At 71.3% G+C, this 23528-nt stretch carries 22 protein-coding genes and 2 riboswitches; of the genes, 8 read left to right on the plus strand and 14 right to left on the minus strand.

The features are described 5' to 3' along the window. Positions 1–34: 34 nt before the first annotated feature. Entirely contained in the window at positions 35–1060 is a 1026-nt protein-coding gene (locus AB0D44_RS04245) for a helix-turn-helix domain-containing protein (protein WP_362584087.1), read from the minus strand. Positions 1061–1189: 129 nt separating this feature from the next. Between AB0D44_RS04245 and AB0D44_RS04250 the strand changes: the two genes are divergently transcribed. After that, complete coding sequence (locus AB0D44_RS04250) at positions 1190–2122, plus strand: NADP-dependent oxidoreductase (RefSeq protein ID WP_362584442.1); 933 nt, start codon at positions 1190–1192, stop codon at positions 2120–2122. A 27-nt stretch (positions 2123–2149) separates the two neighbouring features. Here the strand turns inward: AB0D44_RS04250 and mnmA are convergent, their stop codons facing one another. Beyond that, entirely contained in the window at positions 2150–3280 is a 1131-nt protein-coding gene (mnmA, locus tag AB0D44_RS04255; RefSeq protein ID WP_362584090.1) for a tRNA 2-thiouridine(34) synthase MnmA, read from the minus strand. A 69-nt stretch (positions 3281–3349) separates the two neighbouring features. On the opposite strand from mnmA, the gene AB0D44_RS04260 reads away from it, so the two are divergent. Continuing rightward, positions 3350–4009, plus strand: coding sequence for an N-acetylmuramoyl-L-alanine amidase (locus tag AB0D44_RS04260; protein ID WP_362584093.1), 660 nt, complete (start codon positions 3350–3352; stop codon positions 4007–4009). Here the strand turns inward: AB0D44_RS04260 and AB0D44_RS04265 are convergent. The 11 genes from AB0D44_RS04265 to AB0D44_RS04315 form a co-directional block, all read right to left on the minus strand. Further along, complete coding sequence (locus AB0D44_RS04265) at positions 4006–5169, minus strand: cysteine desulfurase family protein (RefSeq protein WP_362584096.1); 1164 nt, start codon at positions 5167–5169, stop codon at positions 4006–4008. The two genes, AB0D44_RS04260 and AB0D44_RS04265, sit on opposite strands and share 4 nt — an antisense overlap. Positions 5170–5316: 147 nt before the next feature. Continuing rightward, positions 5317–6177: a thioesterase family protein gene (locus AB0D44_RS04270; RefSeq protein ID WP_362584099.1), complete on the minus strand. Its 861-nt coding sequence runs from the start codon at positions 6175–6177 to the stop codon at positions 5317–5319. 47 nt (positions 6178–6224) lie between these two features. Next, positions 6225–6881: a trimeric intracellular cation channel family protein gene (locus AB0D44_RS04275; protein ID WP_362584102.1), complete on the minus strand. Its 657-nt coding sequence runs from the start codon at positions 6879–6881 to the stop codon at positions 6225–6227. A 255-nt stretch (positions 6882–7136) separates the two neighbouring features. Further along, on the minus strand, positions 7137–8177 hold the full coding sequence (locus AB0D44_RS04280; RefSeq protein WP_362584445.1) for a dipeptide ABC transporter ATP-binding protein: 1041 nt from the start codon (positions 8175–8177) through the stop codon (positions 7137–7139). Between the two features lie 92 nt (positions 8178–8269). Then, a complete protein-coding gene (locus tag AB0D44_RS04285; protein WP_362584104.1) occupies positions 8270–9367 on the minus strand; it encodes an ABC transporter ATP-binding protein in 1098 nt (365 codons plus the stop codon). Then, the gene (locus AB0D44_RS04290) at positions 9364–10362 is read right to left on the minus strand and encodes an ABC transporter permease (RefSeq protein ID WP_362584107.1); all 999 of its coding nucleotides are present in this window, start codon (positions 10360–10362) and stop codon (positions 9364–9366) included. The genes AB0D44_RS04285 and AB0D44_RS04290 overlap by 4 nt, the downstream gene beginning before the upstream one ends. A 152-nt stretch (positions 10363–10514) precedes the next feature. Then, the gene (locus tag AB0D44_RS04295) at positions 10515–12290 is read right to left on the minus strand and encodes an ABC transporter substrate-binding protein (RefSeq protein ID WP_362584110.1); all 1776 of its coding nucleotides are present in this window, start codon (positions 12288–12290) and stop codon (positions 10515–10517) included. A 74-nt stretch (positions 12291–12364) separates the two neighbouring features. Next, complete coding sequence (locus AB0D44_RS04300; protein ID WP_362584113.1) at positions 12365–13360, minus strand: ABC transporter permease; 996 nt, start codon at positions 13358–13360, stop codon at positions 12365–12367. Between the two features lie 451 nt (positions 13361–13811). Then, positions 13812–14552: an enhanced serine sensitivity protein SseB C-terminal domain-containing protein gene (locus AB0D44_RS04305; RefSeq protein ID WP_362584116.1), complete on the minus strand. Its 741-nt coding sequence runs from the start codon at positions 14550–14552 to the stop codon at positions 13812–13814. 54 nt (positions 14553–14606) lie between these two features. After that, entirely contained in the window at positions 14607–15350 is a 744-nt protein-coding gene (locus tag AB0D44_RS04310; RefSeq protein ID WP_362584119.1) for an enhanced serine sensitivity protein SseB, read from the minus strand. An 80-nt stretch (positions 15351–15430) separates the two neighbouring features. Beyond that, entirely contained in the window at positions 15431–16021 is a 591-nt protein-coding gene (locus tag AB0D44_RS04315; RefSeq protein ID WP_362584448.1) for an AAA family ATPase, read from the minus strand. A 355-nt stretch (positions 16022–16376) separates the two neighbouring features. Next, positions 16377–16480, plus strand: a riboswitch (glycine riboswitch). Positions 16481–16641: 161 nt separating this feature from the next. Between AB0D44_RS04315 and gcvT the strand changes: the two genes are divergently transcribed. From gcvT to AB0D44_RS04335, 4 genes are all read left to right on the plus strand, one after another. Continuing rightward, on the plus strand, positions 16642–17757 hold the full coding sequence (gene gcvT, locus AB0D44_RS04320) for a glycine cleavage system aminomethyltransferase GcvT (RefSeq protein ID WP_362584120.1): 1116 nt from the start codon (positions 16642–16644) through the stop codon (positions 17755–17757). Positions 17758–17845: 88 nt separating this feature from the next. Next, on the plus strand, positions 17846–18226 hold the full coding sequence (gene gcvH, locus AB0D44_RS04325; protein WP_362584123.1) for a glycine cleavage system protein GcvH: 381 nt from the start codon (positions 17846–17848) through the stop codon (positions 18224–18226). A 14-nt stretch (positions 18227–18240) separates the two neighbouring features. Next, positions 18241–19497: a serine hydroxymethyltransferase gene (glyA, locus tag AB0D44_RS04330; RefSeq protein ID WP_362584125.1), complete on the plus strand. Its 1257-nt coding sequence runs from the start codon at positions 18241–18243 to the stop codon at positions 19495–19497. A gap of 260 nt (positions 19498–19757) precedes the next feature. Continuing rightward, the gene (locus AB0D44_RS04335) at positions 19758–21140 is read left to right on the plus strand and encodes an L-serine ammonia-lyase (RefSeq protein WP_362584128.1); all 1383 of its coding nucleotides are present in this window, start codon (positions 19758–19760) and stop codon (positions 21138–21140) included. A gap of 146 nt (positions 21141–21286) precedes the next feature. On the opposite strand, the gene AB0D44_RS04340 is transcribed toward AB0D44_RS04335, so the two are convergent. Next, entirely contained in the window at positions 21287–22000 is a 714-nt protein-coding gene (locus AB0D44_RS04340) for a flavodoxin family protein (protein WP_362584130.1), read from the minus strand. A 219-nt stretch (positions 22001–22219) separates the two neighbouring features. After that, positions 22220–22448: riboswitch (cobalamin riboswitch) on the plus strand. Between the two features lie 28 nt (positions 22449–22476). On the opposite strand from AB0D44_RS04340, the gene AB0D44_RS04345 reads away from it, so the two are divergent. Continuing rightward, a complete protein-coding gene (locus AB0D44_RS04345; protein ID WP_362584133.1) occupies positions 22477–23172 on the plus strand; it encodes an energy-coupling factor ABC transporter permease in 696 nt (231 codons plus the stop codon). Then, positions 23172–23528, plus strand: coding sequence for an energy-coupling factor ABC transporter substrate-binding protein (locus AB0D44_RS04350; RefSeq protein ID WP_362584135.1), 357 nt, complete (start codon positions 23172–23174; stop codon positions 23526–23528). The genes AB0D44_RS04345 and AB0D44_RS04350 overlap by 1 nt, the downstream gene beginning before the upstream one ends.

The following is a 23528-nucleotide window of genomic DNA, read 5'->3' on the forward strand; positions in this document are numbered from 1 at the left end:
GGTGACCCGTGGCCAGAGGCCCGCGGCCGGGAGGTCATGCCGGGGCGGGCTGGAAGGTGCGCCGGTAGGCGATCGGGGAGACGCCGAGGGAGCTGCGCATGTGCTGGCGCAGGGAATTGGCGGATCCGAAGCCGGCCCGGTGGGCGACCAGGTCGACGGGCAGGTCGGTGGACTCCAGCAAGTGGCGGGCGATCTCGAGGCGTTGGGTGGTGAGCCATTGGACCGGGGTCATGCCGACCTCGTCGCGGAAGCGCCGGGTGAAGGTGCGCAGGCTCATCCGGGCGTGGGCGGCGAGTTCGGCGAGGCTGACCGGTTCGGCGAGGCGTTCCAGGGCCCAGGCGCGGGTGGCGGTGGTGGTGGCGACGGTGGGCTCGGGGACCGGGCGGTCGATGAACTGGGCCTGTCCGCCGTCGCGCCAGGGCGGAACGACGCACATGCGGGCCGCGCGGTTGGTGACGGCGGCCCCGTGGTCGCGCCGGATCAGGTGCAGGCACAGGTCCACGCCGGCGGAGACCCCGGCGGAGGTCAGGACGTCACCGTCGTCGACGAAGAGGACGTCCTCGTCGATGCGGACGCGGGGGTAGGCGCGGCGGAACTCGTCGGCGAGGTTCCAGTGCGTGGTCGCGGGGCGGTCGTCGAGCAGCCCGGCGGCGGCGAGGACGTAGGAGCCGGAGCAGATCGACACGAGCCGGGTGCCGGGGCGGATGCCGGCGATGGCCTCGGCGACGGCGGGCGGCAGCGGTCCGCCGTCGGCCAGCTCGGGCATGGCGTGCGTGGGCGGGACGATCACGGTGTCGGCGGCGGCGAGGGCCTCGGGTCCGGCGGCGGGCTGGAGGGTGAAGCCGGAGTCGCTGGGCACGGGGGCGCCGTCGGCGGTGCAGACGACCACCTCGTAGAGCTCCTCGCCGTCCTCGTCCACGGCGCTGCCGAAGACGCGGGAGGGGATGCCCAGCTCGAACGGGGGGAATCCGGGCAGGGCCAGCACCGCCACCAGGTGCCGGCCGTCCGCGCCGTTCCCGCGGGGGGCCGCTCCCCGGGTGTGCTCCTGGTTTCCATCCATGGCCAGATCCTGTCACATAGTGGCCAAACGGCCAATACCACGGGGGTGCGCGGTGCCCGAATCTGGAACACGTCGCCGGGGGAACGGCCCGGCACCTGACGTCAATGGATGGAAATGAGGCGGACTGAGATGCGCGCGATCGTCGTCAACGAGTGGGGCGGCCCGGAGAACCTGGTCGAGCGGGAGATCGAGCGGCCCGAGCCGGGTCTGGGCGAGGTTCTCGTCCGGGTCCACGCGGCGGGCGTCAACCCGGTCGACTGGAAGACCCGGGCCAGCGGGGCCCTGATCGCGTGGGGCGAGGTCCCGATCGTCGGCTGGGACGTCGCCGGCACCGTCGAGGCGGTCGGCCCCGGCGTGACCCTCTACGCCCCGGGCGACGAGGTGTACGGCATGCCGCACTTCCCGCGCCAGGCGGGCGGCTACGCCGAGTACGTCGCGGCCCCGGCCCGGCACTTCGCCCCCAAGCCCGCCTCGCTGGACCACGTGCAGGCGGCCGCGCTGCCGCTGGCGGCGCTGACCGCCTGGCAGGCGCTGGTGGACACCGCCGGGGTCTCGGCCGGGCAGCGCGTCCTGGTGCACGCCGCGGCCGGCGGGGTCGGGCACCTGGCCGTCCAGATCGCCAAGGCCCGGGGCGCCTATGTGATCGGCACCGCGAGCGCCGCCAAGCACGATCTGCTGCGCGAGCTGGGCGCCGACGAGGTGGTCGACTACCGGACCACGGACTTCGAGGAGGTCGTCGCCGACATGGACGTCGTGATCGACGCCTTCGGCGGGGACTACGGGCAGCGCTCGCTGGGCGTGCTCAAGCCGGGCGGCCACCTGGTGACCCTGCCCGGTCCCGACGGCATCCCGGCCGACACCCGGGGCGTACGGGCCTCCTGGGTGCTCGTGGAGCCGGACCTGAAGGGCCTGCAGGAGATCGCGGCCCTGGTCGAGCAGGGCCTGCTGAAGCCGCTGGTCGACACCGTGCTGCCGCTGGAGCAGGCCGCGCAGGCCCACGAGATCGGCGAGCGGGGCCGCACCACCGGCAAGATCGTCCTGACGGTCGGCCGGACGGCCTAGGGTCCGGGCCCCTCCTGCGGATCCGGCTCAGAGCGCGGCCGTGGCCCGGGTGGTCGTGGCGATGGTGGCGGAGCCGACCACCCGGGTGCCGTCGTAGAGCACGATCGCCTGGCCGGGGGCCACGCCGCGGACCGGCTCCGTGAAGGAGACGCGCAGCTCGCCGTCCACGAGCTCGGCGAAGACCTCGGTCTCGCCGCCGTGGGCGCGCAGCTGGGCGGTGTAGGTGCCCGGGGCGGCGGCCGTGGAGCCGCACCAGCGGGGGCGGATCGCGGTGAGGGCGGTGACGTCGAGGGCCTCGACCGGGCCGACGGTGACGGTGTTGTTCACCGGCGAGATGTCGAGGACGTAGCGCGGCTTGCCGTCGGCGGCGGGGTGGCCGATGCGCAGGCCCTTGCGCTGGCCGATGGTGAAGCCGAAGGCGCCCTCGTGGGTGCCGACCTTCTCCCCGGACTCGTCGACGATGTCGCCCTCGGCCTTGCCGAGGCGGTTCGCGAGGAAGCCCTGGGTGTCGCCGTCGGCGATGAAGCAGATGTCGTGGCTGTCGGGCTTCTTGGCCACGGCCAGGCCGCGGCGCTCGGCCTCGGCGCGGATCTCGTCCTTGGTGGTGAGGGTGTCACCGAGCGGGAAGAGGGCGTGGGCGAGCTGCTTCTCGTCGAGGACGCCGAGGACGTACGACTGGTCCTTGGCCATGTCGGAGGCGCGGTGCAGCTCGCGGGAGCCGTCCTCGTTCTCGACGACGGTGGCGTAGTGGCCGGTGCAGACGGCGTCGAAGCCGAGGGCGAGGGCCTTGTCGAGCAGCGCCGCGAACTTGATCTTCTCGTTGCAGCGCAGGCAGGGGTTCGGGGTGCGCCCGGCCTCGTACTCGGAGATGAAGTCCTCGACCACGTCCTCGCGGAAGCGCTCGGCGAGGTCCCAGACGTAGAAGGGGATGCCGATGACGTCCGCGGCGCGGCGGGCGTCGCGGGAGTCCTCGATGGTGCAGCAGCCGCGGGCGCCGGTCCGGAAGGACTGCGGGTTCGCGGAGAGCGCGAGGTGGACGCCGGTCACGTCGTGCCCGGCTTCGACCGCGCGGGCGGCGGCGACGGCGGAGTCCACGCCGCCGGACATGGCGGCCAGGACGCGAAGGGGGCGGGCGGTGCGCGGCAGGTTCTCAGTCATAGCACCGTCCAGGGTACGGGGAACCGTGCGGGGTCAGGGCGCGTTATCGGCTGTGGGGGGGTGGATCACATGGTGGAACAGGGGAAGAAGGGGCCGAAGGCACCGGGCAGGACCCGCAGGGCGGTGCTCTTCGGCGGGCTCGGGGTCCTCACGGTCGCGGCGATCGCCGGGCGGGAGGAGATCGGGCGGGCCTGGTGGCTGGTGCCGGGGGTGAGCAAGCCGCGCAAGGAGGGCGAGCTGGACCACGCCGGCGCGAGCTGGACGGCGGCCTCGCCGGCGAACTGGCGGCTGGCGGACCGGCCGGACGACTACCGGGTCGACCGGATCGTCGTCCATGTCACACAGGGTGGCTTCGCGTCCTCCGTGGACGCCTTCAAGAACCCCTGGCACAAGGCGTCCGCCCACTACATCGTGCGCGGTGACGGCCACATAGAGCAGATGGTGCGCGAGCTGGACGTCGCGTTCCACTCCGGGAGCCGCTCGATGAACGAGCGCAGCGTCGGGATCGAGCACGTCGGCTTCGTCGACCGGCCGCAGGACTTCACGGACGCGATGTACGCGGCTTCGGCCCGGCTGGCGGCCGATGTCTGCCGGAGGTACGGCATACCGGCGGACCGCAAGCACATCGTCGGCCACTCGGAGGTCCCGGGCGCCGACCACACGGACCCGGGCCGCCACTGGGACTGGGACCGGTACCTCCGCATGGTCGGCGAAGCCCTGTCGGTCTAGCTGAGGCCTGCCGTGCGGGCGCGTTCCACGGCGGGGCCGATCGCCGCGGCCAGGGCGGCGACGTCGTCCTTGGTGGAGGTGTGGCCCAGCGAGAAGCGCAGGGTGCCGCGGGCCAGCTGCGGATCGGTGCCGGCGGCCAGCAGGACGTGGCTCGGCTGCGCCACGCCGGCGGTGCAGGCCGAGCCCGTGGAGCACTCGATGCCCTGGGCGTCGAGCAGCAGCAGGAGGGAGTCGCCCTCGCAGCCGGGGAAGCTGAAGTGGGCGTTGGCCGGGAGCCGGTCGTCGGGGTCCCCGCCGAGGACGGCGTCCGGGACGGCCGCGCGCACGGCGGCGACCAGCTCGTCGCGCAGGTCCCCGATCTCGGTGGCGAAGCGTTCGCGCCGCTCGGCGGCGAGGACGGCGGCGACCGCGAAGGAGGCGACGGCCGGCACGTCGAGGGTGCCGGAGCGGACGTGGCGCTCCTGGCCGCCGCCGTGCAGTACGGGGACGGGGCTCTGGTCGCGGCCCAGCAGCAGGGCGCCGATGCCGTAGGGGCCGCCGATCTTGTGACCGCTGATGGTCATGGCGGCGAGGCCGCTGTCGGCGAAGGAGACGTCGAGCTGTCCGAAGGCCTGGACGGCGTCGGAGTGCAGGGGGATGCCGTGTTCGCGGGCGATCGCCGCCAGTTCGCGCACCGGCATCACGGTGCCGATCTCGTTGTTCGCCCACATGACGGTGGCCAGGGCCACGTCGTCGGGGTTGCGCTCGACCGCCTCCCGGAAGGCGTCCGCGTGCACCCGCCCGTAGCGGTCCACCGGCAGGTACTCGACCTGGGCGCCCTCGTGGTCGGCGAGCCAGTGGACGGCGTCGAGCACGGCGTGGTGCTCCACGGGGCTGGCCAGGATCCGGTTCCTGGCCGGGTCGGCGTCCCGGCGGGCCCAGTACAGGCCCTTGACGGCGAGGTTGTCGGCCTCCGTGCCGCCGGCGGTGAAGACCACCTCGCTGGGGCGGGCGCCGATGGCGTCGGCGAGGGCCTCGCGGGCCTCCTCGACGGTGCGCCGCGCCCGGCGGCCGGCGGCGTGCAGGGAGGACGCGTTCCCCGTGGCGGCGAACTGCGCGGTCATCGCCGCGGCGGCCTCCGGCAGCATCGGGGTGGTGGCGGCGTGGTCGAGGTAGGCCATGATCCCCCGATTCTACGAGTCCTCACCGGTGCGGTCCGACCTCACCGCCCGGCACGGGGTTGGGGCCGGGCCCAGGCGGGCCCGCCCCTTCCCCGGCTCACGGCCGCGCGGGTGGCCCCGCCCGGCCGTCGCCTGACGCGGTCCGCGTCAGGAAACGGGCCGCGGAGCGCGGGCGAGCTGGCGGGACTGGGCGACCAGGTGCCCGGCCGAGTCCCAGACCTCCGCGTCCTCCTCGAGGAAGCCGCCGGCCAGGTTGCGGGTGGTGATGGAGATCCGCAGCGGGCCGGGGGCCGGGCGGCGCCGGACGTGGGTGGTGAGCTCCACGGTCGGGGTCCAGCCCATCAGGCCGAGGTCGAAGGAGGTCGGGGGCAGCGCGTCGACCGCCAGGAGCATGGACAGCGGGTCGGCGTCGCGGCCGTCGGCCAGCTCGAACCAGGCCCGCATCTCGCCCTTGCCCGAGGGCGCTCCGAGGGCCCAGCCAGCGGTTGCCGGGTCGAGCCGCAGGCGCAGCCGGTCGACGATCGCGGAGCTGCCGGGGATCGGCGCCGGACCGGCCTCGGGGCCGATGCAGTCCTCGTAGGAGGGCATGACGGGGGGCGTCGCCGTCGTGCGGACGTCGTCGGGCAGGGCCGAGAGGTCGCCGTAGGAGGCGAGGACGCGGATGCGCTCGACCTCGGCGCCGCTCTCGTCGAACTGGAACAGCGAGGCCTGTCCGGTGGAGAGGGTCCGGCCGACCCGTACGACCTGGGTGCGGATCACGGCGGGGCCGGGCACGGAGGAGGTCAGGTAGTGCGCGGAGACGGTGAAGGGGTCCGGGTGCGGCAGGGCCGCGGACAGGGCCCGGCCCACCAGGGCCAGCAGGTATCCGCCGTTGACGGCGGTGATGATCGTCCAGCCGGCGGAGAGCTCAGCGTCGTACACCCCGGGCTCGTCCGCGCGCGCGGTAACGGTGGTGTCGCGGTCGAACTCGCTGTCGCCGATGGTTGCCTGGGCAGCTGCGTGTGACATGAAACCGACGGTACACCCGGTTGCTACTAAGCGGTAGCTTTCTTTTGTTACGGCTCTTCGGACACCGACGAACGGCGGTTCCAGGCCAAGGGCGCGCGCCAGTGGTAGCGCATGGCGAGCAGCCGCAGTACGAACGTGGTGACGATGGCGAGACCGGTGGTCACCGCGTTGAGGACGTCGAAGCCGATGAAGACGGCGACCATCGAGGCGCCGACGACGGCGGGCACGGCGTACATCTCGCGGTCGCGCAGCAGCGAGGGCACTTCGTTGACGAGGACGTCGCGCAGCACGCCGCCGCCGACGGCGGTGGCCAGTCCGAGAGCGGCCGACGCGGTGAGGCCGAGGCCGTACTCGTAGGCCTTGGTCGTGCCCGTCACGCAGAACAGCCCGAGGCCGGCCGCGTCGAAGACGTTGATGGCGCGGTTGATGCGCTGGACCTCGGGGTGCAGGAAGAAGACGATCGCGGCGGCGATCAGCGGAGTGAGGAAGAAGCTGAGCTCGCCGAAGGCGGCCGGGGGGACCGCGCCGATCACGAGGTCGCGGAAGAGGCCGCCGCCGAGGGCGGTGACCAGGGCGAGGACGGCGATGCCAAAGACGTCGAAGTTCTTGCGGACGGCGAGCAGGGCGCCGGCGGTGGCGAAGACGAAGATGCCGGCGAGGTCCAGGGCATGCTGAATCCCCGGTGGGAAGAGATCGTGGAGCACCGGGCCATTGTCGCCTGTGGCGGGGGCCCGCCCTGCCGGGGCTCGGGCCGCCGGGCCGGGGCGGGGGTGCGTGGCGGGGCCTGGGGTACGGAGGACCGGCCTGCTGCTTGGTGCCGGTGTGCGGACGGTACAGGTTCAAGATCCGGGGCTCCGCCCCGGACCCCGCGCCTCAAACGCCGGCGGGGCTGGGTGTGCCGCGGGGCTGGATGTGCCGGCGGGGCTGGAGAGGTCCAGCCCCGCCCGCGGTTTCGGCCGCTACTCCGAAACCGTGACCACCGCGTCCGCCGCGCCCGGCAGGGGCTGGTCGCCCGGCGCCTGGTCGGGGGCGTTCTCCGGGTGGTGGCAGGCCACCTGGTGGCCGGTCTTCAGGGCCAGCAGCGGCGGTTCCTGCGTCGTGCAGATCTGCGTCGCCTTCCAGCACCGCGTGTGGAAGCGGCAGCCGGTCGGCGGCGAGATCGGCGACGGCACGTCGCCCTTGAGCAGGATGCGGCCGCTCTTGGCGCCGCGCCGCCTCGGGTCCGGCACCGGCACCGCCGACATCAGCGCCGTCGTGTAGGGGTGCATCGGCGCCTCGTACAGCGACTTGTTGTCCGCCAGCTCGACGATCTTGCCGAGGTACATCACCGCGATGCGGTCCGACACGTGCCGGATGACCGAGAGGTCGTGCGCGATGATCACGTACGTGAGGCCGAGCTCCTGCTGGAGGTCGTCCAGCAGGTTGACCACCTGCGCCTGGATGGAGACGTCGAGCGCCGAGACGGGCTCGTCGGCCACGACCAGCTTCGGCTTCAGCGCCAGGGCCCGCGCGATGCCGATGCGCTGGCGCTGGCCGCCCGAGAACTCGTGCGGGTAGCGGTTGTAGTGCTCGGGGTTGAGGCCGACGAGGGACAGCAGCCGCTGCACCTCCGCCTTGAGGCCGCCCTCCGGCTCCACGCCCTGCAGCTTGAAGGGCGCGCTGACGATGGTGCCCACCGTGTGGCGGGGGTTCAGCGAGCCGTACGGGTCCTGGAAGATCATCTGGATGTCGCGTCGCATCGGCCGCATCCCGGCGACGCCGAGGTGCGTGATGTCCCTGCCCTCGAACTCGACGGTGCCGCCCGTCGGTTCGAGCAGCCGCGTGATCAGCCGGCCCATGGTCGACTTGCCGCAGCCGGACTCGCCGACGACGCCGAGGGTCTCACCGCGCCGGACGTCGAAGTCGATGCCGTCGACGGCCTTGACCGCGCCCGCCTGGCGCCGCAGCAGCCCCTTGGTGATGGGGAAGTGCTTGGTCAGACCGGTGACCTTGAGCAGCACCTCGGCAGCAGGAGCAGGCGCGGGCGCGGAAGCGTCGGGGGAGTCCGTGGCCTGCTCGGGAAGGGCGGCCGGATCCGTCTTCTTGATGTCGGTCACAGCTTCGGCGCAATCTCTTCGGTCCAGATCCGGGTCCGCTCCTCCTGCGACATGTGGCAGGCGGACCAGTGGCGGGTGCCGTCTTCCTCGACCAGCTCCGGCCGCACCGTGCGGGTCACGTTGCCCTTGGGTACGTCGGCGTACGGGCAGCGCGGGTTGAAGGCACAGCCGCTCGGGATGTTGATCAGGCTGGGCGGCGATCCCTTGACGGGGATCAGGCGCTCGGTCTGCTCCCGGTCGATGCGCGGCATCGAGCCCAGCAGGCCCCAGGTGTACGGGTGCCGGGGCTCGTAGAAGACCTTCTCCGCCGTGCCCCGCTCGACGCACCGGCCGCCGTACATCACGAGGAGTTCGTCGGCCATCTCAGCGACCACGCCCAGGTCGTGCGTGATCATGATGACCGCCGAACCGAACTCCTGCTGGAGGTCCCGGATGAGGTCGAGGATCTGCGCCTGGACGGTGACGTCCAGGGCGGTCGTCGGCTCGTCCGCGATGAGCAGCTCGGGGTTGTTCACCAGCGCCATCGCGATCATGGCGCGCTGGCGCATGCCGCCGGAGAACTCGTGCGGGTAGCTGTCGACCCGCTTGTGCGGCTCGGGGATGCCCACGCGGTCCAGCAGCTCGACGGCCCGCGTGCGCGCGACCTTCTTGTCGACCTTGTGGTGGACCCGGTAGGCCTCGGCGATCTGCTTGCCGATGGTGAAGTACGGGTGCATCGCGGACAGCGGGTCCTGGAAGATCATCGCGATCTCCCGGCCGCGCAGCCTGCGCACCTCGTCCTCGTCGGCGGAGAGCAGCTCCTTGCCATTGAGCCAGATCTCGCCGGAGATCTGCGCCCGCTGGCGGCCGTACTGGCCCACGCGGTGCAGGCCCATGATGCCGAGCGAGGTGACCGACTTGCCGGAGCCGGACTCGCCCACGATGCCGAGGGTCTTGCCCTTCTCCAGGGTGAAGGAGAGTCCGTCGACCGACTTGACCAGTCCGTCCTCGGTCGGGAAGTGCACCTTGAGGTCGCGGACCTCGAGGAAGGCGGTGGAGGGCCGCGTGCCGTCGACGGGCTCGTTGAGAGCTCCGGTCTTGGTGAGATCGGTCATGACAGCCTCACTCGGGGGTCGATCACCGCGTACAGCAGGTCAACGATGAGGTTCGCGGCGACGACGAAGAACGCGGAGATCAGGGTGATGCCCAGGATGACCGGCAGGTCGTGGTCGCTGATGGCGCGGACCGCGCTGTAGCCGAGGCCGTGCAGCGAGAAGGTGGACTCGGTCAGCACCGCGCCGCCCATCAGGGCGCCGAGGTCCAGGCCGAGGACGGTCAGGATCGGTGTCATCGTGGAGCGCATGGCGTGCTTGCCGATGACGACGGGCTCCGTCAGGCCCTTGGCGCGGGCGGTGCGGATGTAGTCCTCGTTGAGGACTTCGAGCATGGTCGCGCGGGTGAGCCGCGCGTACATCGCCGCGTAGAGGAAGGCGAGCGAGACCCACGGCAGGATCATGCCGTTGAACCACTTGCCCGGGTCGTCCGCGAACGTCGCCTCGGGACGTCCGAACCAGCCGAGCTGGTCGGAGAAGAAGGCGATGAAGAGCATGCCCGTGAAGTAGATGGGGAGGGAGACGCCGGCGAGGGCGACGCCCATGGCCGAACGGTCGAGGACCGTACCGCGCTTGAGGGCGGAGACGACGCCGGTGGCGACACCGCCGATGACCCAGAGCACGACGGCGCCGGCGGCGAGCGACAGGGTGACCGGCAGCCAGTCCAGCAGCAGCGGCCACACCTCCTGCTCGGTCTTGAAGGAGTAGCCGAAGCAGGGCGCGGCGCATTGCGTGACGTCGGAGCCGTTGGCGTACGTACGACCCGCCACCAGCCCGACGACGAACTTGCCGAACTGGACGAGGATCGGGTCGTCGAGACCCATCTTCTGCCGGATGCCCTCGATGGCGGCGGGGTCGGACTGCTTCCCGACGAAGTACAGCGCCGGATCCGTCCCGATCAGCTTCGGGAAGAGGAAGAAGATTCCGAAGGTCACCAGCGAGATGACCAACAGCATGACGATGACGGCGAAGATCCGTCGGATGAGATATGCAAGCACTGCGCTCGGCCTGGCTGCGGCCCGGGGGCGCCCCCTTCTGGAGAGCGCCCCCAAGCCGAAACCGCGGCCATCACCTGCCCTTCGTGCCTAGCGGGTGTGGCACTGGAACACTGGAACTGGGACTGCCTGGCTACTGCCGGACGGACGAACCGTTACTTCATGACACCGAGCGACGCGTAGTCGTACCGGCCGTTGTAGGCGTCGGAGGTGTACGCGTTCGTCAGGCGGCTGCTGCGCCAGGTGATCGTCTTGTCGTAGACGAAGGGCAGGTAGACCGCGGCCTCGGAGACCTTCTGGTTCATCGCCTTGTAGATCTCGCCGGCCTTGTTCGGGTCGGTCTCCGCGATGGCGTCGTCGAACAGCTTGTTGATCGCCGGGTCGTTCAGCTCGGAGAAGTTGTTGTTGCCGCTCTGCAGGATGAAGCGGCCGTCGACCAGCGGCTGGGAGAAGCCCTGCCCGGTCGGGAAGTCGGCGCCCCAGCCCATGATGATGATGCCGTAGCCCTTCTCCTTGACGACCTTCGGCGAACCGATGATGCCGGAGGTCTGGGCGCCGTCGAACTGGTCGACGTCGGCCTCGATGCCGACCTGCTTCAGGGCGTTCTGCAGGGAGACGGCCGTGGCGACCTCGACCGGCTTGTTGTTGCGGACCGCGATGGTGGTCTTGAAGCCGGACTCCTTGCCGCAGGCCTTGAGGGCTTCCTTGGCCTTCTCGAGGTTCGGCTTGCCGTCGTTCTTCAGGACCTCGTACGGGTCGTACTTGCCGTCGGAGCCCTTGATGCCCAGCGGGAGCATGTTGGGGGCGATGTCGCCACCGGCCTGCGGGCCGCCGCGGGCGGTCTGCAGGGACTTCTTGTCGGCCGCGTAGATGACGGCCTTGCGGCACTCGATGTTGTCGAACGGCGCGACGGTCTGCGGCATGACGGCGTAGCGGATGAAGCCGGTCTGGCCGTTGTCCAGGTTGTCCTTGTGGTCCTTCAGCGCGGTGGCGCGGGCCGCCTGGCCGATGCCGGTCGCGTTGATGTCCAGGTCGAACTCGCCGTTCATCAGACGCTTGTCCATGTCGTCCGCGTTCGCCATGAACGTGACCGAGATGGAGTCCGGGAGCGCCTTGCGGATGCTGTCCGACTCGGGCTTCCAGTTCTCGTTGCGCGAGAGCTTCATGCTCTTGTTGGGCTCGTACGAGTCGATCTTGTACGGGCCGCTCGAGAAGGGCTTCAGGCCGTACTTGGCCGCGGTGTCCTTCTCCTGCTTGACCGGGCTCGCCGCCGGCATGGCCAGCATCTGCTCGAAGTCACCGTTGGGCGCCGGGAGCTTGAAGATGATGGTCTTGGCGTCCGGGGTCTCGATCGCCTTGAGGCCGAGCTTGTCCGGAGCGGTGTCCTTGTACGGGCCCGGGTACTCGGTCTTCGGGTCGAGGACCTGCATCAGGTAGACCGGGCCGCCGGAGATGACGTCCTGGGCCCAGGTGCGCTCGATGCCGTACTTGATGTCCTGGGCGGTGACGGGCGTGCCGTCCTCCCAGGTCACGTTGTCCTTGAGGGTGTACTTGTAGGTCTTGCCGCCGTCGCTGATCTCGGCCTTGGCGGTGGCGAGGTCGGGGACGAGCTCGGTGCTCTGCTCGCCCGGGGCCGGCTTGTAGCTGACCAGCTGACGGGTGTAGTAGCGGGAGAAGTCCCACATGAAGCCGTAGTAACCGCGCTGCGGGTCCCACGAGTCGGCTTCCTGGGTACCGACGAACTTGAGCTCGCCGCCCTTCTTGTCCGACGCGTTGGCGATCTTGCCGATGCCGGCGTTGAAGCCGCCGGCGGACGCCGCCTTGTCTTCCTTCTTGTCGTCTCCGCCACAGGCGGTCGCGGTCAGCATGACCGCGAGCACGACGGCTGTGCCAGCGGCAAGCCTGCGCTTCGACGTGCGATGGGTAGTCACGATGCTCGCAACCCTCCGTTGTAGTTACGGTGTACGTACGGCTCGGAGCCGGTTCCTGGTGTGCCCTGCGATGGCTAGCGGGAGCCCTTCGGGTCGAGGGCGTCACGGACGCCGTCGCCGAAGAGGTTGAAGGCCAGCACGGTGATGAAGATCGCTACGCCGGGGAAGATCATGAAGAGCGGATCGTCCTCGTAGGTCCGCACGGCCGTGGAGAGGGTTTCTCCCCAGGACGGCGTGGGCGGCTTGACGCCGACTCCGAGGAAGCTCAGGGCGGCCTCGGTCAGCACGTTGGTGGGGATCATCAGCGTCGAGTAGACGGTGATGGGGGCCACCAGGTTGGGGAGCAGTTCGCGGAAGAGGATGTACATGCGGCCCGCGCCGAGGCTGCGCGCGGCTTCCACGTACTCGCGCTCGCGCAGCGACAGGGTCTGCCCGCGCACGATGCGGCCGATGTAGGGCCATCCGAAGAAGCCGATGACCAGCACCAGGACGGCGATCCGCAGGCCCGACCCCTCGAAGCCCCAGAGCTTGCTGGGGATGACGGAGATCAGCGCGATGATGAAGAGCAGTTGCGGGAAGGCCAGCAGCAGGTCCATCACGCGGCTGATCGCCGCGTCGATCCAGCCGCCGAAGTAGCCCGCGATGATGCCGAAGAAGGTGCCGAGCGAAACCGCCACGAAGGCGGACAGGAAGGCCACCAGGAGCGAGATCCGGGCGCCGTAGACGATCCGGCTGAACACGTCGCGGCCGTTGACCGGTTCGACGCCCAGCAGGAAGTCGCCGCTGATACCGCCCCAGTCGCCGGCCGGCAGGCCGAGCAGCGGGTCCAGCAGGTCCTCGTGCAGCTCCTCCGGCGGGTGGCCGAAGGCCTTGACGATCAGCGGCGCGAAGATCGCGACGAGGATCAGCAGGAGCACGATGACACCGCCGGCCAGGGCGACCTTGTCGCGCTTGAGGCGCAGCCAGGCGATCTTCCAGGGCGAACGTCCCTCGATCGCCTTCTGGGGGATTCCGGGGGCGTCCACGGCTGCGGGCTCGGCCGCGCTGGTGTCGTGCAGTGGTGCCGTCATCGTGGTGGGGACCCCTCTCGGCCGACGGTGGCCGGCCCATGCCCGCCGCTGTGGCGGCTTGTTTCTTTCGGCGTCGCTTGATGGTGCGAGTGGCGCGAAATGCGCCTGAAGTGCACGTGAAGGGCTGGCGATTGTCTGGTTGACCGGCCTTCGGTGGGGGGAGTCTTCAACGGCCTCTCAATCGGCCGCCAGACCTGCCGGGGATGTGATGCGCAACCGTGATCTGCACCGCCACCTTCCGTTATCCGAACCGCGCGCTCTGTTGAGCGGTGAAACACCGCCCCTTCGACGCGGAACGGACATCCGGCCCAACTGCCCTTTCGGACTTGGATCTTGGGCACTATCGGTGGATATGCCGAAGGCCGCACCGATGGGTCCGGTGCGGCCTTCGAGATGGTCGTCTCGTTATGCGGATGTCTGGATCTGCGGGCGGCGAGGGGGCCGGAGCGGCTCAGTACGCGGGCGCCTGGCCCTCGCGGTCGTAGAAGGGCCGGGTCTGCGCGCGCAGCCACATCGCGACGGGGTCGTGCTCGTCCGCCAGCGCGACCGTGCACACCGGGACGCCCTCGGGGACCACGCCGACCGACTGGCGCATCATCTCCCGTACGGATTCCAGCGCGGGCGCGGAGGCGTCGTACAGGTCGAGCCCCACGGCGAGGTACGGAGACCCGAGCGCGGGCTGCACCCAGGCGCGGCGCAGCGACCGGACGGCCGGGGTGCGGTGCGCGTGCTGGGTCAGCAGGCCGTAGAACTGCGGGAGCTCGAGGGAGGGCTCGGACAGCCGCAGCGGCCCGGCCGGCATCCGGTCCAGGCCGGTCGCGATCCGGCGCAGGTCGGCCCACGGGACGCCGAGCCCGCCGCCCTGGGCGTGCGGGTTGAGCCACAGGCCCCAGCGGTCCGGGTAGAGCGCGCGGGCGATGTCCCGCCCGGTGACCACCTCGTAGCCCCGGTTCCAGCCGCTGGCGGCCAGCTCCTGGGGGGAGGTGACGCAGGGCGCGTAGCCCAGGCTCTCGACCTCCATGCCGCCGTACTGGGCGTCGGGGGAACCCGGCTGCCCCTGCCAGAGCAGCATCCACAGCCGGCCCTCGCAGAGGGCATGCAGGAGCGACTCGTAGCTCTCATAGCGCCCCGGAGTCACCTGGCGCAGCATGTGCTCGACCTGCCCGGCCGCGGCCGTGCCTGACGCACTCACCCGGTACCCCTCTTCGTCCGCCCGTCGTCCACGCGTACCCCAGCTTAAGCGGCGCTACGGGAGGTAGAAGGGGCGTACGCGCTCACGAATCCAGTCCGTGACCGGGTCCTGCACGGCGTCGAGGAGGATCAACTGCACGGGCCAGGGCGGCGGGACCCGGGTCAGGGCCCGGCCGAGGGCCTCCATCGGCGCGCTGCGCATCTCGGGCTCCCATCCCACCAGGCGGACACCGACGAACAGTTCCGGCTCCCCGCCCTCGACGCTGGCGAGGCAGCGGTGCGCGGCGGCGACCACGCCGGTGGCCCGGAACTCCTCGGCGGCGGCGGCCAGGAAGTCCACCGGGTCCTCCTGCCAGTCCGGCTCGTAGAGCCGGACCCGACCGCCGGTGGACGGCCCGTCCAGCGGGGTCCGGCCGGTGCGGCACAGCTCCGCCACGGCGGGCGGGGGCAGCGGCACGCCGACGGCGCCCTCGGGGTTGAGCGCGATGCCGAGCTGCGGGGGCAGGCCGCGGGCGAACTCGACGGCGGGGGCCACGGCGAAGTCCATGCCGGGGCCGACGCAGAAGCGGAACTGGGCCTCGGAACTGTAGACCGGGACGTACGCCGCCCCGCCGATGTCCATGGTGGGCAGGTCGAGGCCGGCGGAGTCCTGGGCGCCGCCGCCGGGCAGGGGCACCCAGACGGGGCTGCGCCCGAGCACCTCGAGGATCCGGCCTCCGGCATCCGGCTGGCCGAGCGCCGCCCCGAGCACCTGCTCCAGCTCATTCGCGGGCCAGCCGCCGTTGCCGTTGCCTTGCATGCCCCTTGCCTCCGTTGGTTCCGCAGATGTCGTGCCGAGGTTAGCGGTGCGGGTCCGCTGCCGGGGCTCCGCCCCGGAGGTCAGGGGTGGAAGTCGATCCCGGTCGTCGCGGCTGCCGAGCGGCGGTCCAGGAGCGTGACCGAGGCGCAGCCGGCCGGGGGGCGGCCGGCCTCGGCCTCGCGGAGCAGCCGCGCCACCGCGCCCCGGTGGCGGGCGAAGGCGTACGCCGAGACCCGGCGCCCCCGCGCCGCCTGGCCGGACAGCGCCTCCTGCGGGCTGCTGTCCAGGAGCAGCAGGTGCAGCGCCCGGCCCCGGCGGCGGGCGACCGCCGCGAGCAGGCCCCGCACCCAGGCCTGGGTTCCGCAGTCGTGGACGACCACCGAGGCTCCGGAGCGCAGGGTCCGCCACAGCCCCCAGTAGTGCGCGACGCGCACCAGCGGCCGGTACACCGCGTAGGGCAGCCCCGCCGGCATCCGCCGCTCCCAGCGCTCGCGCGTGTCCTGGGAGTCGATCGCGCCGCCCTGCGCGGCCGCCCTCTTGATCAACGTGCTCTTGCCCCCGCCCGGCAGGCCGGACACCACCACGATGTCGCCCCCGGCGAAGCCGAGCCGGCGCGCCCCCCGCGCCCCGGGCCCGCGCAGGTCCCGCACCGCGCCGGTGCCGACGGTCATCCCGCTGCCGGCGCCGGTGCCAGCGTCGGCGTCGATGTCCGTACCGGCGCCGATGCCCGTACCCGTGCCCGCGCACGCCGTGCCGCTGCCGCCGCCGGCCCCGCGCTGCACCGGTACCGGCCCCCCGTCCACGGTCCCCGCGGCCGCCCCCGCTCCGAATCTCCGCACAGTGTTCGCCTCCCCCGAATCGGGTCACCAGGACCCTTGCCCACTGAGTGTAAAGAGACGGTAATCCGGCAGCACCGGTTCCGTTCCGGCTTCCCGGCAGCCGTACGGACTTTCGGGGCCGCACGCCCGATCACCACGGTGGCGTGCAATGATGTGCGCCATCTGGACCAACTGCATACCGGCCGCTTGAATCCGCGCGGGAGAGTCCCGGCACGCCGCGAGGCCGTGCACGGGCGCCGAAGGAGCAAGAACCTCCCTTGAATCTCTCAGGCCCCGTACCGCGTGGATGAGGCAGATCTGAAAAGCGAGCCGTCCCACGGACGGCTCCACCCAAGGTGCAAGCCGACGGTTCCCGGCGACGGGGGCACTTTCGGCGAACCTCTCAGGTTCCGATGACAGATGGGGAGGACCCTCCTCGTCATGTCATGCCCTGGGACTCGGGAGCCACACCCATGAGCACTGCCCCCCGTCTGACCGCCCTCGATGCGCTGCACCGCTCGCTCGGTGCGACCATGACCGACTTCGCGGGCTGGGACATGCCCCTGCGGTACGGCAGCGAGCGCGACGAGCACAACGCCGTGCGCACCAAGGCCGGCCTCTTCGACCTGTCCCACATGGGCGAGATCACCCTGACCGGCCCGGAGGCCGTGAAGGCCCTGGACTACGCGCTGGTCGGCAACATCTCCACCGTCGGCGTCGGCCGCGCCCGCTACACGCACATCTGCCAGGAGGACGGCGGGATCCTCGACGACCTGATCGTCTACCGCCTCGGCGAGACCGAGTTCATGGTCGTCGCCAATGCCTCCAACGCCCAGGTCGTGCTGGACGCGCTGACCGAGCGCGCCGCCGGCTTCGACACCGAGGTCCGCGACGACCGCGACGCGTACGCGCTGATCGCCGTCCAGGGCCCGGAGTCCCCCGGCATCCTCGCCTCGCTCACCGACGCCGACCTGGACGGGCTCAAGTACTACGCCGGGCTGCCCGGCACGGTGGCCGGGGTGCCCGCGCTGATCGCCCGTACGGGCTACACCGGCGAGGACGGCTTCGAGCTGTTCGTCGCCCCCGAGCACGCCGTGGAGCTGTGGCAGGCGCTGACCAAGGCGGGCGAGGGCGCCGGGCTGGTCCCGGCCGGCCTGTCCTGCCGCGACACCCTGCGCCTGGAGGCGGGCATGCCGCTGTACGGGCACGAGCTGACCACCTCGCTGACCCCGTTCGACGCGGGGCTGGGGCGGGTCGTGAAGTTCGAGAAGGAGGGGGACTTCGTCGGCCGCGCCGCGCTGGAGGGCGCCGCCGAGCGCGCCGCCACGAACCCCCCGCGCAAGCTGGTCGGCCTGATCGCCGAGGGCCGCCGCGTCCCGCGCGCCGGCTTCGCCGTCGTGGCCGACGGCCAGGTCATCGGCGAGGTCACCTCGGGCGCCCCGTCCCCGACGCTGGGCAAGCCGATCGCGATGGCGTACGTCGACGCGGCGCACGCCGCGCCCGGCACCTCCGGCGTCGGCGTGGACATTCGCGGTACCCATGAGCCGTACGAGGTCGTGGCCCTGCCGTTCTACAAGCGGCAGAAGTAGCCCCGTACGTCGTCTGCGCAGTACCGGCCGTCTCAGTACCCAAGACCGCTGTTCGTATCCACTCCCCCGCATCCAGGAGAATCAGGTCATGAGCAACCCCCAGCAGCTGCGTTACAGCAAGGAGCACGAGTGGCTGTCGGACGCCGAGGGCGGCGTCGCGACGGTCGGCATCACGGAGTTCGCGGCCAACGCGCTCGGTGACGTCGTCTACGCCCAGCTTCCCGAGGTGGGCGACACGGTGACCGCGGGCGAGACCTGCGGCGAACTGGAGTCGACCAAGTCGGTCAGCGACCTGTACTCCCCCGTCTCCGGCGAGGTCGTCGAGTCCAACCAGGACGTCGTCGACAACCCGGCGCTCGTGAACACGGACCCGTTCGAGGGCGGCTGGCTGTTCAAGGTGCGCGTCGCGGAGGAGCCGGACGACCTGCTCTCCGCCGACGAGTACGCCAAGCTCACCGCCGGTAACTGACCCAGGGGATCCTGATGTCCGTACTGAACACCCCTCTCCACGAACTCGACCCCGACGTCGCCGCCGCCGTCGACGCCGAGCTCGTGCGCCAGCAGTCGACCCTGGAAATGATCGCGTCGGAGAACTTCGCTCCGGTCGCCGTCATGGAGGCCCAGGGCTCGGTCCTGACCAACAAGTACGCCGAGGGCTACCCCGGCCGCCGCTACTACGGCGGCTGCGAGCACGTCGACGTGGTCGAGCAGATCGCGATCGACCGCATCAAGGCGCTCTTCGGCGCCGAGGCCGCGAACGTCCAGCCGCACTCGGGTGCGCAGGCCAACGCCGCCGCGATGTTCGCGCTGCTGAAGCCGGGCGACACGATCATGGGCCTGAACCTGGCCCACGGCGGTCACCTGACCCACGGCATGAAGATCAACTTCTCCGGCAAGCTCTACAACGTGGTGCCGTACCACGTCGACGAGACCGGCCAGGTCGACATGGCCGAGGTCGAGCGCCTCGCCAAGGAGTCCAAGCCGCAGCTGATCGTCGCGGGCTGGTCCGCCTACCCGCGCCAGCTGGACTTCGCCGCGTTCCGCCGCATCGCGGACGAGGTCGGCGCGTACCTGATGGTCGACATGGCGCACTTCGCCGGCCTGGTCGCCGCGGGTCTGCACCCGAACCCGGTGCCGCACGCCCACGTCGTCACCACCACCACGCACAAGACCCTCGGCGGCCCGCGCGGCGGTGTCATCCTGTCGACGCAGGAGCTGGCCAAGAAGATCAACTCGGCGGTCTTCCCCGGCCAGCAGGGCGGCCCGCTGGAGCACGTGATCGCCGCCAAGGCGGTCTCCTTCAAGGTCGCGGCCTCGGAGGAGTTCAAGGAGCGCCAGGTGCGCACCCTCGAGGGCGCGAAGATCATCGCCGAGCGCCTGGTGCAGCCGGACGTCACCGAGGTCGGCGTGTCCGTCCTCTCCGGCGGTACGGACGTCCACCTGGTCCTGGTCGACCTGCGCAACTCCGAGCTGGACGGCCAGCAGGCGGAGGACCGGCTCCACGAGATCGGCATCACGGTCAACCGGAACGCCATCCCGAACGACCCGCGTCCGCCGATGGTCACCTCGGGTCTGCGCATCGGTACGCCGGCGCTCGCCACCCGCGGCTTCGGCGCCGAGGAGTTCACCGAGGTCGCGGAGATCATCGCGGCCGCGCTGAAGCCTGCGTACGACAGCGAGTCGCTGGGGGCCCGCGTCTCCGCGCTCGCCGCGAAGTTCCCGCTGTACCCGTCGCTCTAGTCACGGGCTGGAAAGGGCCCGGCCTTGTTTCGCACAGGGCCGGGCCCTTGGTCATCCTCGCCGCAGGGGCAGGGGCAGGGGCTGGGGCAGGGCTGCGGAGCGTGAGCCGGCACCCGCCCGACCCGTCCGCGTCATCCTCACCACGCTCCGGGGCAGCCGAACCGTTCATTTCGCCGCGATAAGCTCGTCTGCCGGACAAAATCCGAAAATCCACCTCTCCTGCCCCCTCCCACCCCACGAGCAGACAAGGGAGTCCGCCAGTGGCCATCTCCGTCTTCGACCTCTTCTCCATCGGCATCGGCCCCTCCTCCTCCCACACGGTCGGTCCCATGCGGGCTGCGCGCATGTTCGTGATGCGGCTGAAGAAGGACGGTGTGCTCGCCCAGACCGCGTCCGTGCGCGCCGAGCTCTTCGGCTCCCTCGGCGCGACCGGCCACGGCCACGGCACCCCCAAGGCGGTCCTGCTGGGTCTGGAGGGCCACTCCCCCCGCACCGTGGACGTGGAGACGGCGGACGACGAGGTGGAGCGCATCCGCAAGAGCGGCCGCCTGCGGCTGCTCGGAGCGGAGATAGGCGACGGGCACGAGATCGCCTTCGACGAGCCGAACCAGCTGATCCTGCACCGCCGGCGTTCGCTGCCCTACCACGCGAACGGCATGACGCTCTTCGCGTACGACGCCGCCGGCACCCCGCTGCTGGAGAAGACGTACTACTCGGTCGGCGGCGGCTTCGTCGTGGACGAGGACGCGGTCGGCGAGGACCGGATCAAGCTCGACGACACGGTGCTGAAGTACCCCTTCCGCTCCGGCGACGAGATGCTGCGCCTGGCGAACGAGACGGGCCTGTCGATCTCCTCCCTGATGCTGGAGAACGAGAAGGCCTGGCGCACCGAGGACGAGATCCGCGAGGGCCTGCTGGAGATCTGGCGCGTCATGCAGTCCTGCGTCGCGCGCGGCATGTCCCGCGAGGGCATCCTCCCGGGCGGCCTGCGGGTCAAGCGCCGGGCCGCCTCCACGGCCCGCCAGCTGCGCACCGAGGGCGACCCGATGATGCACCGCAGCGAGTGGACGACCATCTACGCGATGGCGGTCAACGAGGAGAACGCGGCGGGTGGCCGGGTCGTCACCGCCCCGACCAACGGCGCGGCGGGTGTCCTGCCGGCCGTCCTGCACTACTACACGAACTTCGTGCCGGGCGCGGATGAGGACGGCGTGGTCCGCTTCCTCCTCGCGGCGGGTGCGATCGGCATGCTGTTCAAGGAGAACGCCTCGATCTCCGGCGCCGAGGTCGGCTGCCAGGGCGAGGTCGGCTCGGCCTGCTCGATGGCGGCCGGCGCCCTCGCCGAGGTGCTGGGCGGCACCCCGGAGCAGGTCGAGAACGCGGCCGAGATCGGCATGGAGCACAACCTGGGCCTGACCTGTGACCCCGTCGGCGGCCTGGTCCAGATCCCGTGCATCGAGCGCAACGGCATGGCGGCGGTCAAGGCGGTCACGGCGGCCAAGATGGCCATGCGCGGCGACGGCAGCCACAAGGTCTCCCTCGACAAGGTCATCAAGACCATGAAGGAGACCGGCGCGGACATGAAGGTCAAGTACAAGGAGACGGCCCGCGGCGGCCTCGCGGTCAACGTCATCGAGTGCTGACCGTCCCCTGCACGGCAGGAGGCCCCGGAGATCATCGGTCTCCGGGGCCTCTCCCTTTGGCCGGCCGCTGCACCTTTCGGCCCCGCCGCCCGGCGCATGACGGACCGGCGACCGGGGGGCAGCGCACCGTGGCCTCCTGCGGCCCCCTACCGGTGCTCGGGGTTCGGGAAGTCGAAGCGGCAGCCCGCGTCCCACAGCGAGCGCTGGTTCCCGTGGGCCGGGATGCCGCCCGAGCGCTTGAGCAGGGCGGCCAGGTGCATCAGGTTCCACGACATGAAGGCGGTGTTGCGGTTGGTGAAGTCGTTGTCGGGCCCACCCGAGCCCGGGTCGAGGTAGGAGGGCCCCGGCCCGGCCTCGCCGATCCAGCCGGCGTCGGCCTGCGGCGGGATCGCGTACCCGAGGTGCTGGAGGCTGTAGAGGACGTTCATGGCGCAGTGTTTGACGCCGTCCTCGTTGCCGGTGATCAGCGCGCCGCCGACGCGCCCGTAGTAGGCGTACTGACCGTGTTCGTTCAGCAGGGACGAGCAGGCGTAGAGCCGCTCGATGACCTGTTTCATCACGGAGCTGTTGTCGCCGAGCCAGATCGGCCCGCACAGGACCAGGATGTCGGCGTCCATGATCTGGCTGTAGAGGACCGGCCACTGGTCGCTCTCCCAGCCGTGCTCGGTCATGTCCGGCCAGACGCCCGTCGCGATGTCGTGGTCGACGGCGCGGATCAGCGAGGTCCGGGCGCCCGCCGCCGCCATGACCGCGCGGCTCTTGTCGATCAGGCCCTCGGTGTTGCTGGTCTCGGGCGAGCGCTTGAGCGTGCAGTTCACGTAGACGGCGGTCAGGTCCGAGTAGTCGTAGTCGTCGGCCACGGTCCCAGCCTGTGCGGGGCCGGCCGCTGCCGCCACCGGGCCGCGCCCGTACGGGGGCCCCGATCGCCCGTCCGGAACCGCGCGGCAGGGCGGGCGGCTCGTATCCGGCCGTGGCCGGGAACGGGAACTCCCGTGCCGGACGGGGCCTTTGGTGCGGGAGGCGCCGCAGTGGTCGCACCGGGTGGGCGGCAAGCGGAATCCGGTCGGCTCGTGGCCGGTTCGAGGCGGGTTGTTACCGGTCCGCGCATCCGACTAGGGTCAGCGGGCCTTGGTGTTCGGGAAACCGGTGGGAAACCGGTGCGGCCCTCGCCACTGTGATCGGGAAGTCCGGCTCTACTCCTACGGGAAGCCACTGGGACCGCGCGGGACACCGCACGGCCCCGGGAAGGCGGAGCCCGGGCATCAGCACCCGTGAGCCAGGAGACCGGCCGGGGCGCGTTGTCCATCCACGAGGTGCTGGAGAGGTCTCCCCACTCATGCATATAGCCGAGGGGTTCCTACCCCCGTTGCACGCGGTCGCCTGGGGCGCCGCGTCCGCTCCCTTCGTCGTCCACGGCGTGCGGGCCCTCACCCGCGAGGTGAAGGCCCATCCCGAGAGCACGCTCCTGCTCGGCGCGTCGGGGGCGTTCACGTTCGTGCTGTCCGCCCTGAAGATCCCCTCGGTGACGGGAAGTTGCTCCCACCCCACCGGCACCGGGCTCGGCGCCATCCTCTTCAGGCCGCCGATCATGGCGGTGCTCGGCACGATCACCCTGCTCTTCCAGGCGCTGCTGCTGGCGCACGGCGGGCTCACCACCCTCGGCGCCAACGTCTTCTCGATGGCGATCGCCGGGCCCTGGGCGGGCTACGGCGTCTACCGGCTGCTGCGCACGTTCGACCTGCCGCTGATGGCGGCGGTGTTCTTCGGGGCGTTCTTCGCCGACCTCGTCACCTACTGCGTGACCTCCGTCCAGCTGGCACTGGCCTTCCCCGACGCGGCGACCGGGTTCACCGGAGCGCTGGTGAAGTTCGCGGAGATCTTCGCGCTCACCCAGATCCCGCTCGCGGTGAGCGAGGGCCTGCTGACCGTGCTCGTGATGCGCCTGCTCATGCAGTCCAGCAAGTCGGACCTGGTCCGGCTCGGCGTCGCGAAGCTCACCGGGTCCGAGAAGCAGCGGGAGGCCACGGCCTGATGTCCAGGAACGCGAAGATCAACTCCCTGCTGCTGCTCCTGGTCGCGGCGCTGGCCGTCCTCCCGCTCGCGCTGGGCCTGGGGGACGGCAAGGAAGAGCCGTTCACCGGCGCAGACGGGCAGGCCGAGGCGGCCATCACCGAGCTGGAGCCCGGCTACGAGCCGTGGTTCTCGCCGCTGTACGAACCCCCCTCCGGGGAGATCGAGTCGGCGCTGTTCTCCCTCCAGGCTGCGCTGGGCGCGGGCGTGCTCGCGTACTACTTCGGTGTGCGCAGGGGCCGCCGCCAGGGCGCTGCCGCCGCAGCGGCCGCCGCGGGAGCCCCGGCGCCGTCCGAGGCTCCCGCCACGGAGTCGTAG

The sequence above is a fragment of the Streptomyces sp. NPDC048349 genome (genome assembly GCF_040651925.1).
GTDB lineage: Bacteria > Actinomycetota > Actinomycetes > Streptomycetales > Streptomycetaceae > Streptomyces.

Bases quoted from the DNA above. Each gene is read 5' to 3' on its own strand.
- AB0D44_RS04285 (WP_362584104.1), bottom strand. From the start codon at position 9,367: ATGACCGATCTCACCAAGACCGGAGCTCTCAACGAGCCCGTCGACGGC.
- mnmA (WP_362584090.1), bottom strand. From the start codon at position 3,280: ATGACTGAGAACCTGCCGCGCACCGCCCGCCCCCTTCGCGTCCTGGCC.
- AB0D44_RS04265 (WP_362584096.1), bottom strand. From the start codon at position 5,169: ATGGCCTACCTCGACCACGCCGCCACCACCCCGATGCTGCCGGAGGCC.
- AB0D44_RS04350 (WP_362584135.1), top strand. From the start codon at position 23,172: ATGTCCAGGAACGCGAAGATCAACTCCCTGCTGCTGCTCCTGGTCGCG.
- AB0D44_RS04310 (WP_362584119.1), bottom strand. From the start codon at position 15,350: ATGCAAGGCAACGGCAACGGCGGCTGGCCCGCGAATGAGCTGGAGCAG.
- AB0D44_RS04315 (WP_362584448.1), bottom strand. From the start codon at position 16,021: ATGACCGTCGGCACCGGCGCGGTGCGGGACCTGCGCGGGCCCGGGGCG.
- glyA (WP_362584125.1), top strand. From the start codon at position 18,241: ATGTCCGTACTGAACACCCCTCTCCACGAACTCGACCCCGACGTCGCC.
- AB0D44_RS04260 (WP_362584093.1), top strand. From the start codon at position 3,350: ATGGTGGAACAGGGGAAGAAGGGGCCGAAGGCACCGGGCAGGACCCGC.
- gcvT (WP_362584120.1), top strand. From the start codon at position 16,642: ATGAGCACTGCCCCCCGTCTGACCGCCCTCGATGCGCTGCACCGCTCG.
- AB0D44_RS04345 (WP_362584133.1), top strand. From the start codon at position 22,477: ATGCATATAGCCGAGGGGTTCCTACCCCCGTTGCACGCGGTCGCCTGG.
- AB0D44_RS04250 (WP_362584442.1), top strand. From the start codon at position 1,190: ATGCGCGCGATCGTCGTCAACGAGTGGGGCGGCCCGGAGAACCTGGTC.
- AB0D44_RS04300 (WP_362584113.1), bottom strand. From the start codon at position 13,360: ATGACGGCACCACTGCACGACACCAGCGCGGCCGAGCCCGCAGCCGTG.
- gcvH (WP_362584123.1), top strand. From the start codon at position 17,846: ATGAGCAACCCCCAGCAGCTGCGTTACAGCAAGGAGCACGAGTGGCTG.
- AB0D44_RS04270 (WP_362584099.1), bottom strand. From the start codon at position 6,177: ATGTCACACGCAGCTGCCCAGGCAACCATCGGCGACAGCGAGTTCGAC.
- AB0D44_RS04245 (WP_362584087.1), bottom strand. From the start codon at position 1,060: ATGGATGGAAACCAGGAGCACACCCGGGGAGCGGCCCCCCGCGGGAAC.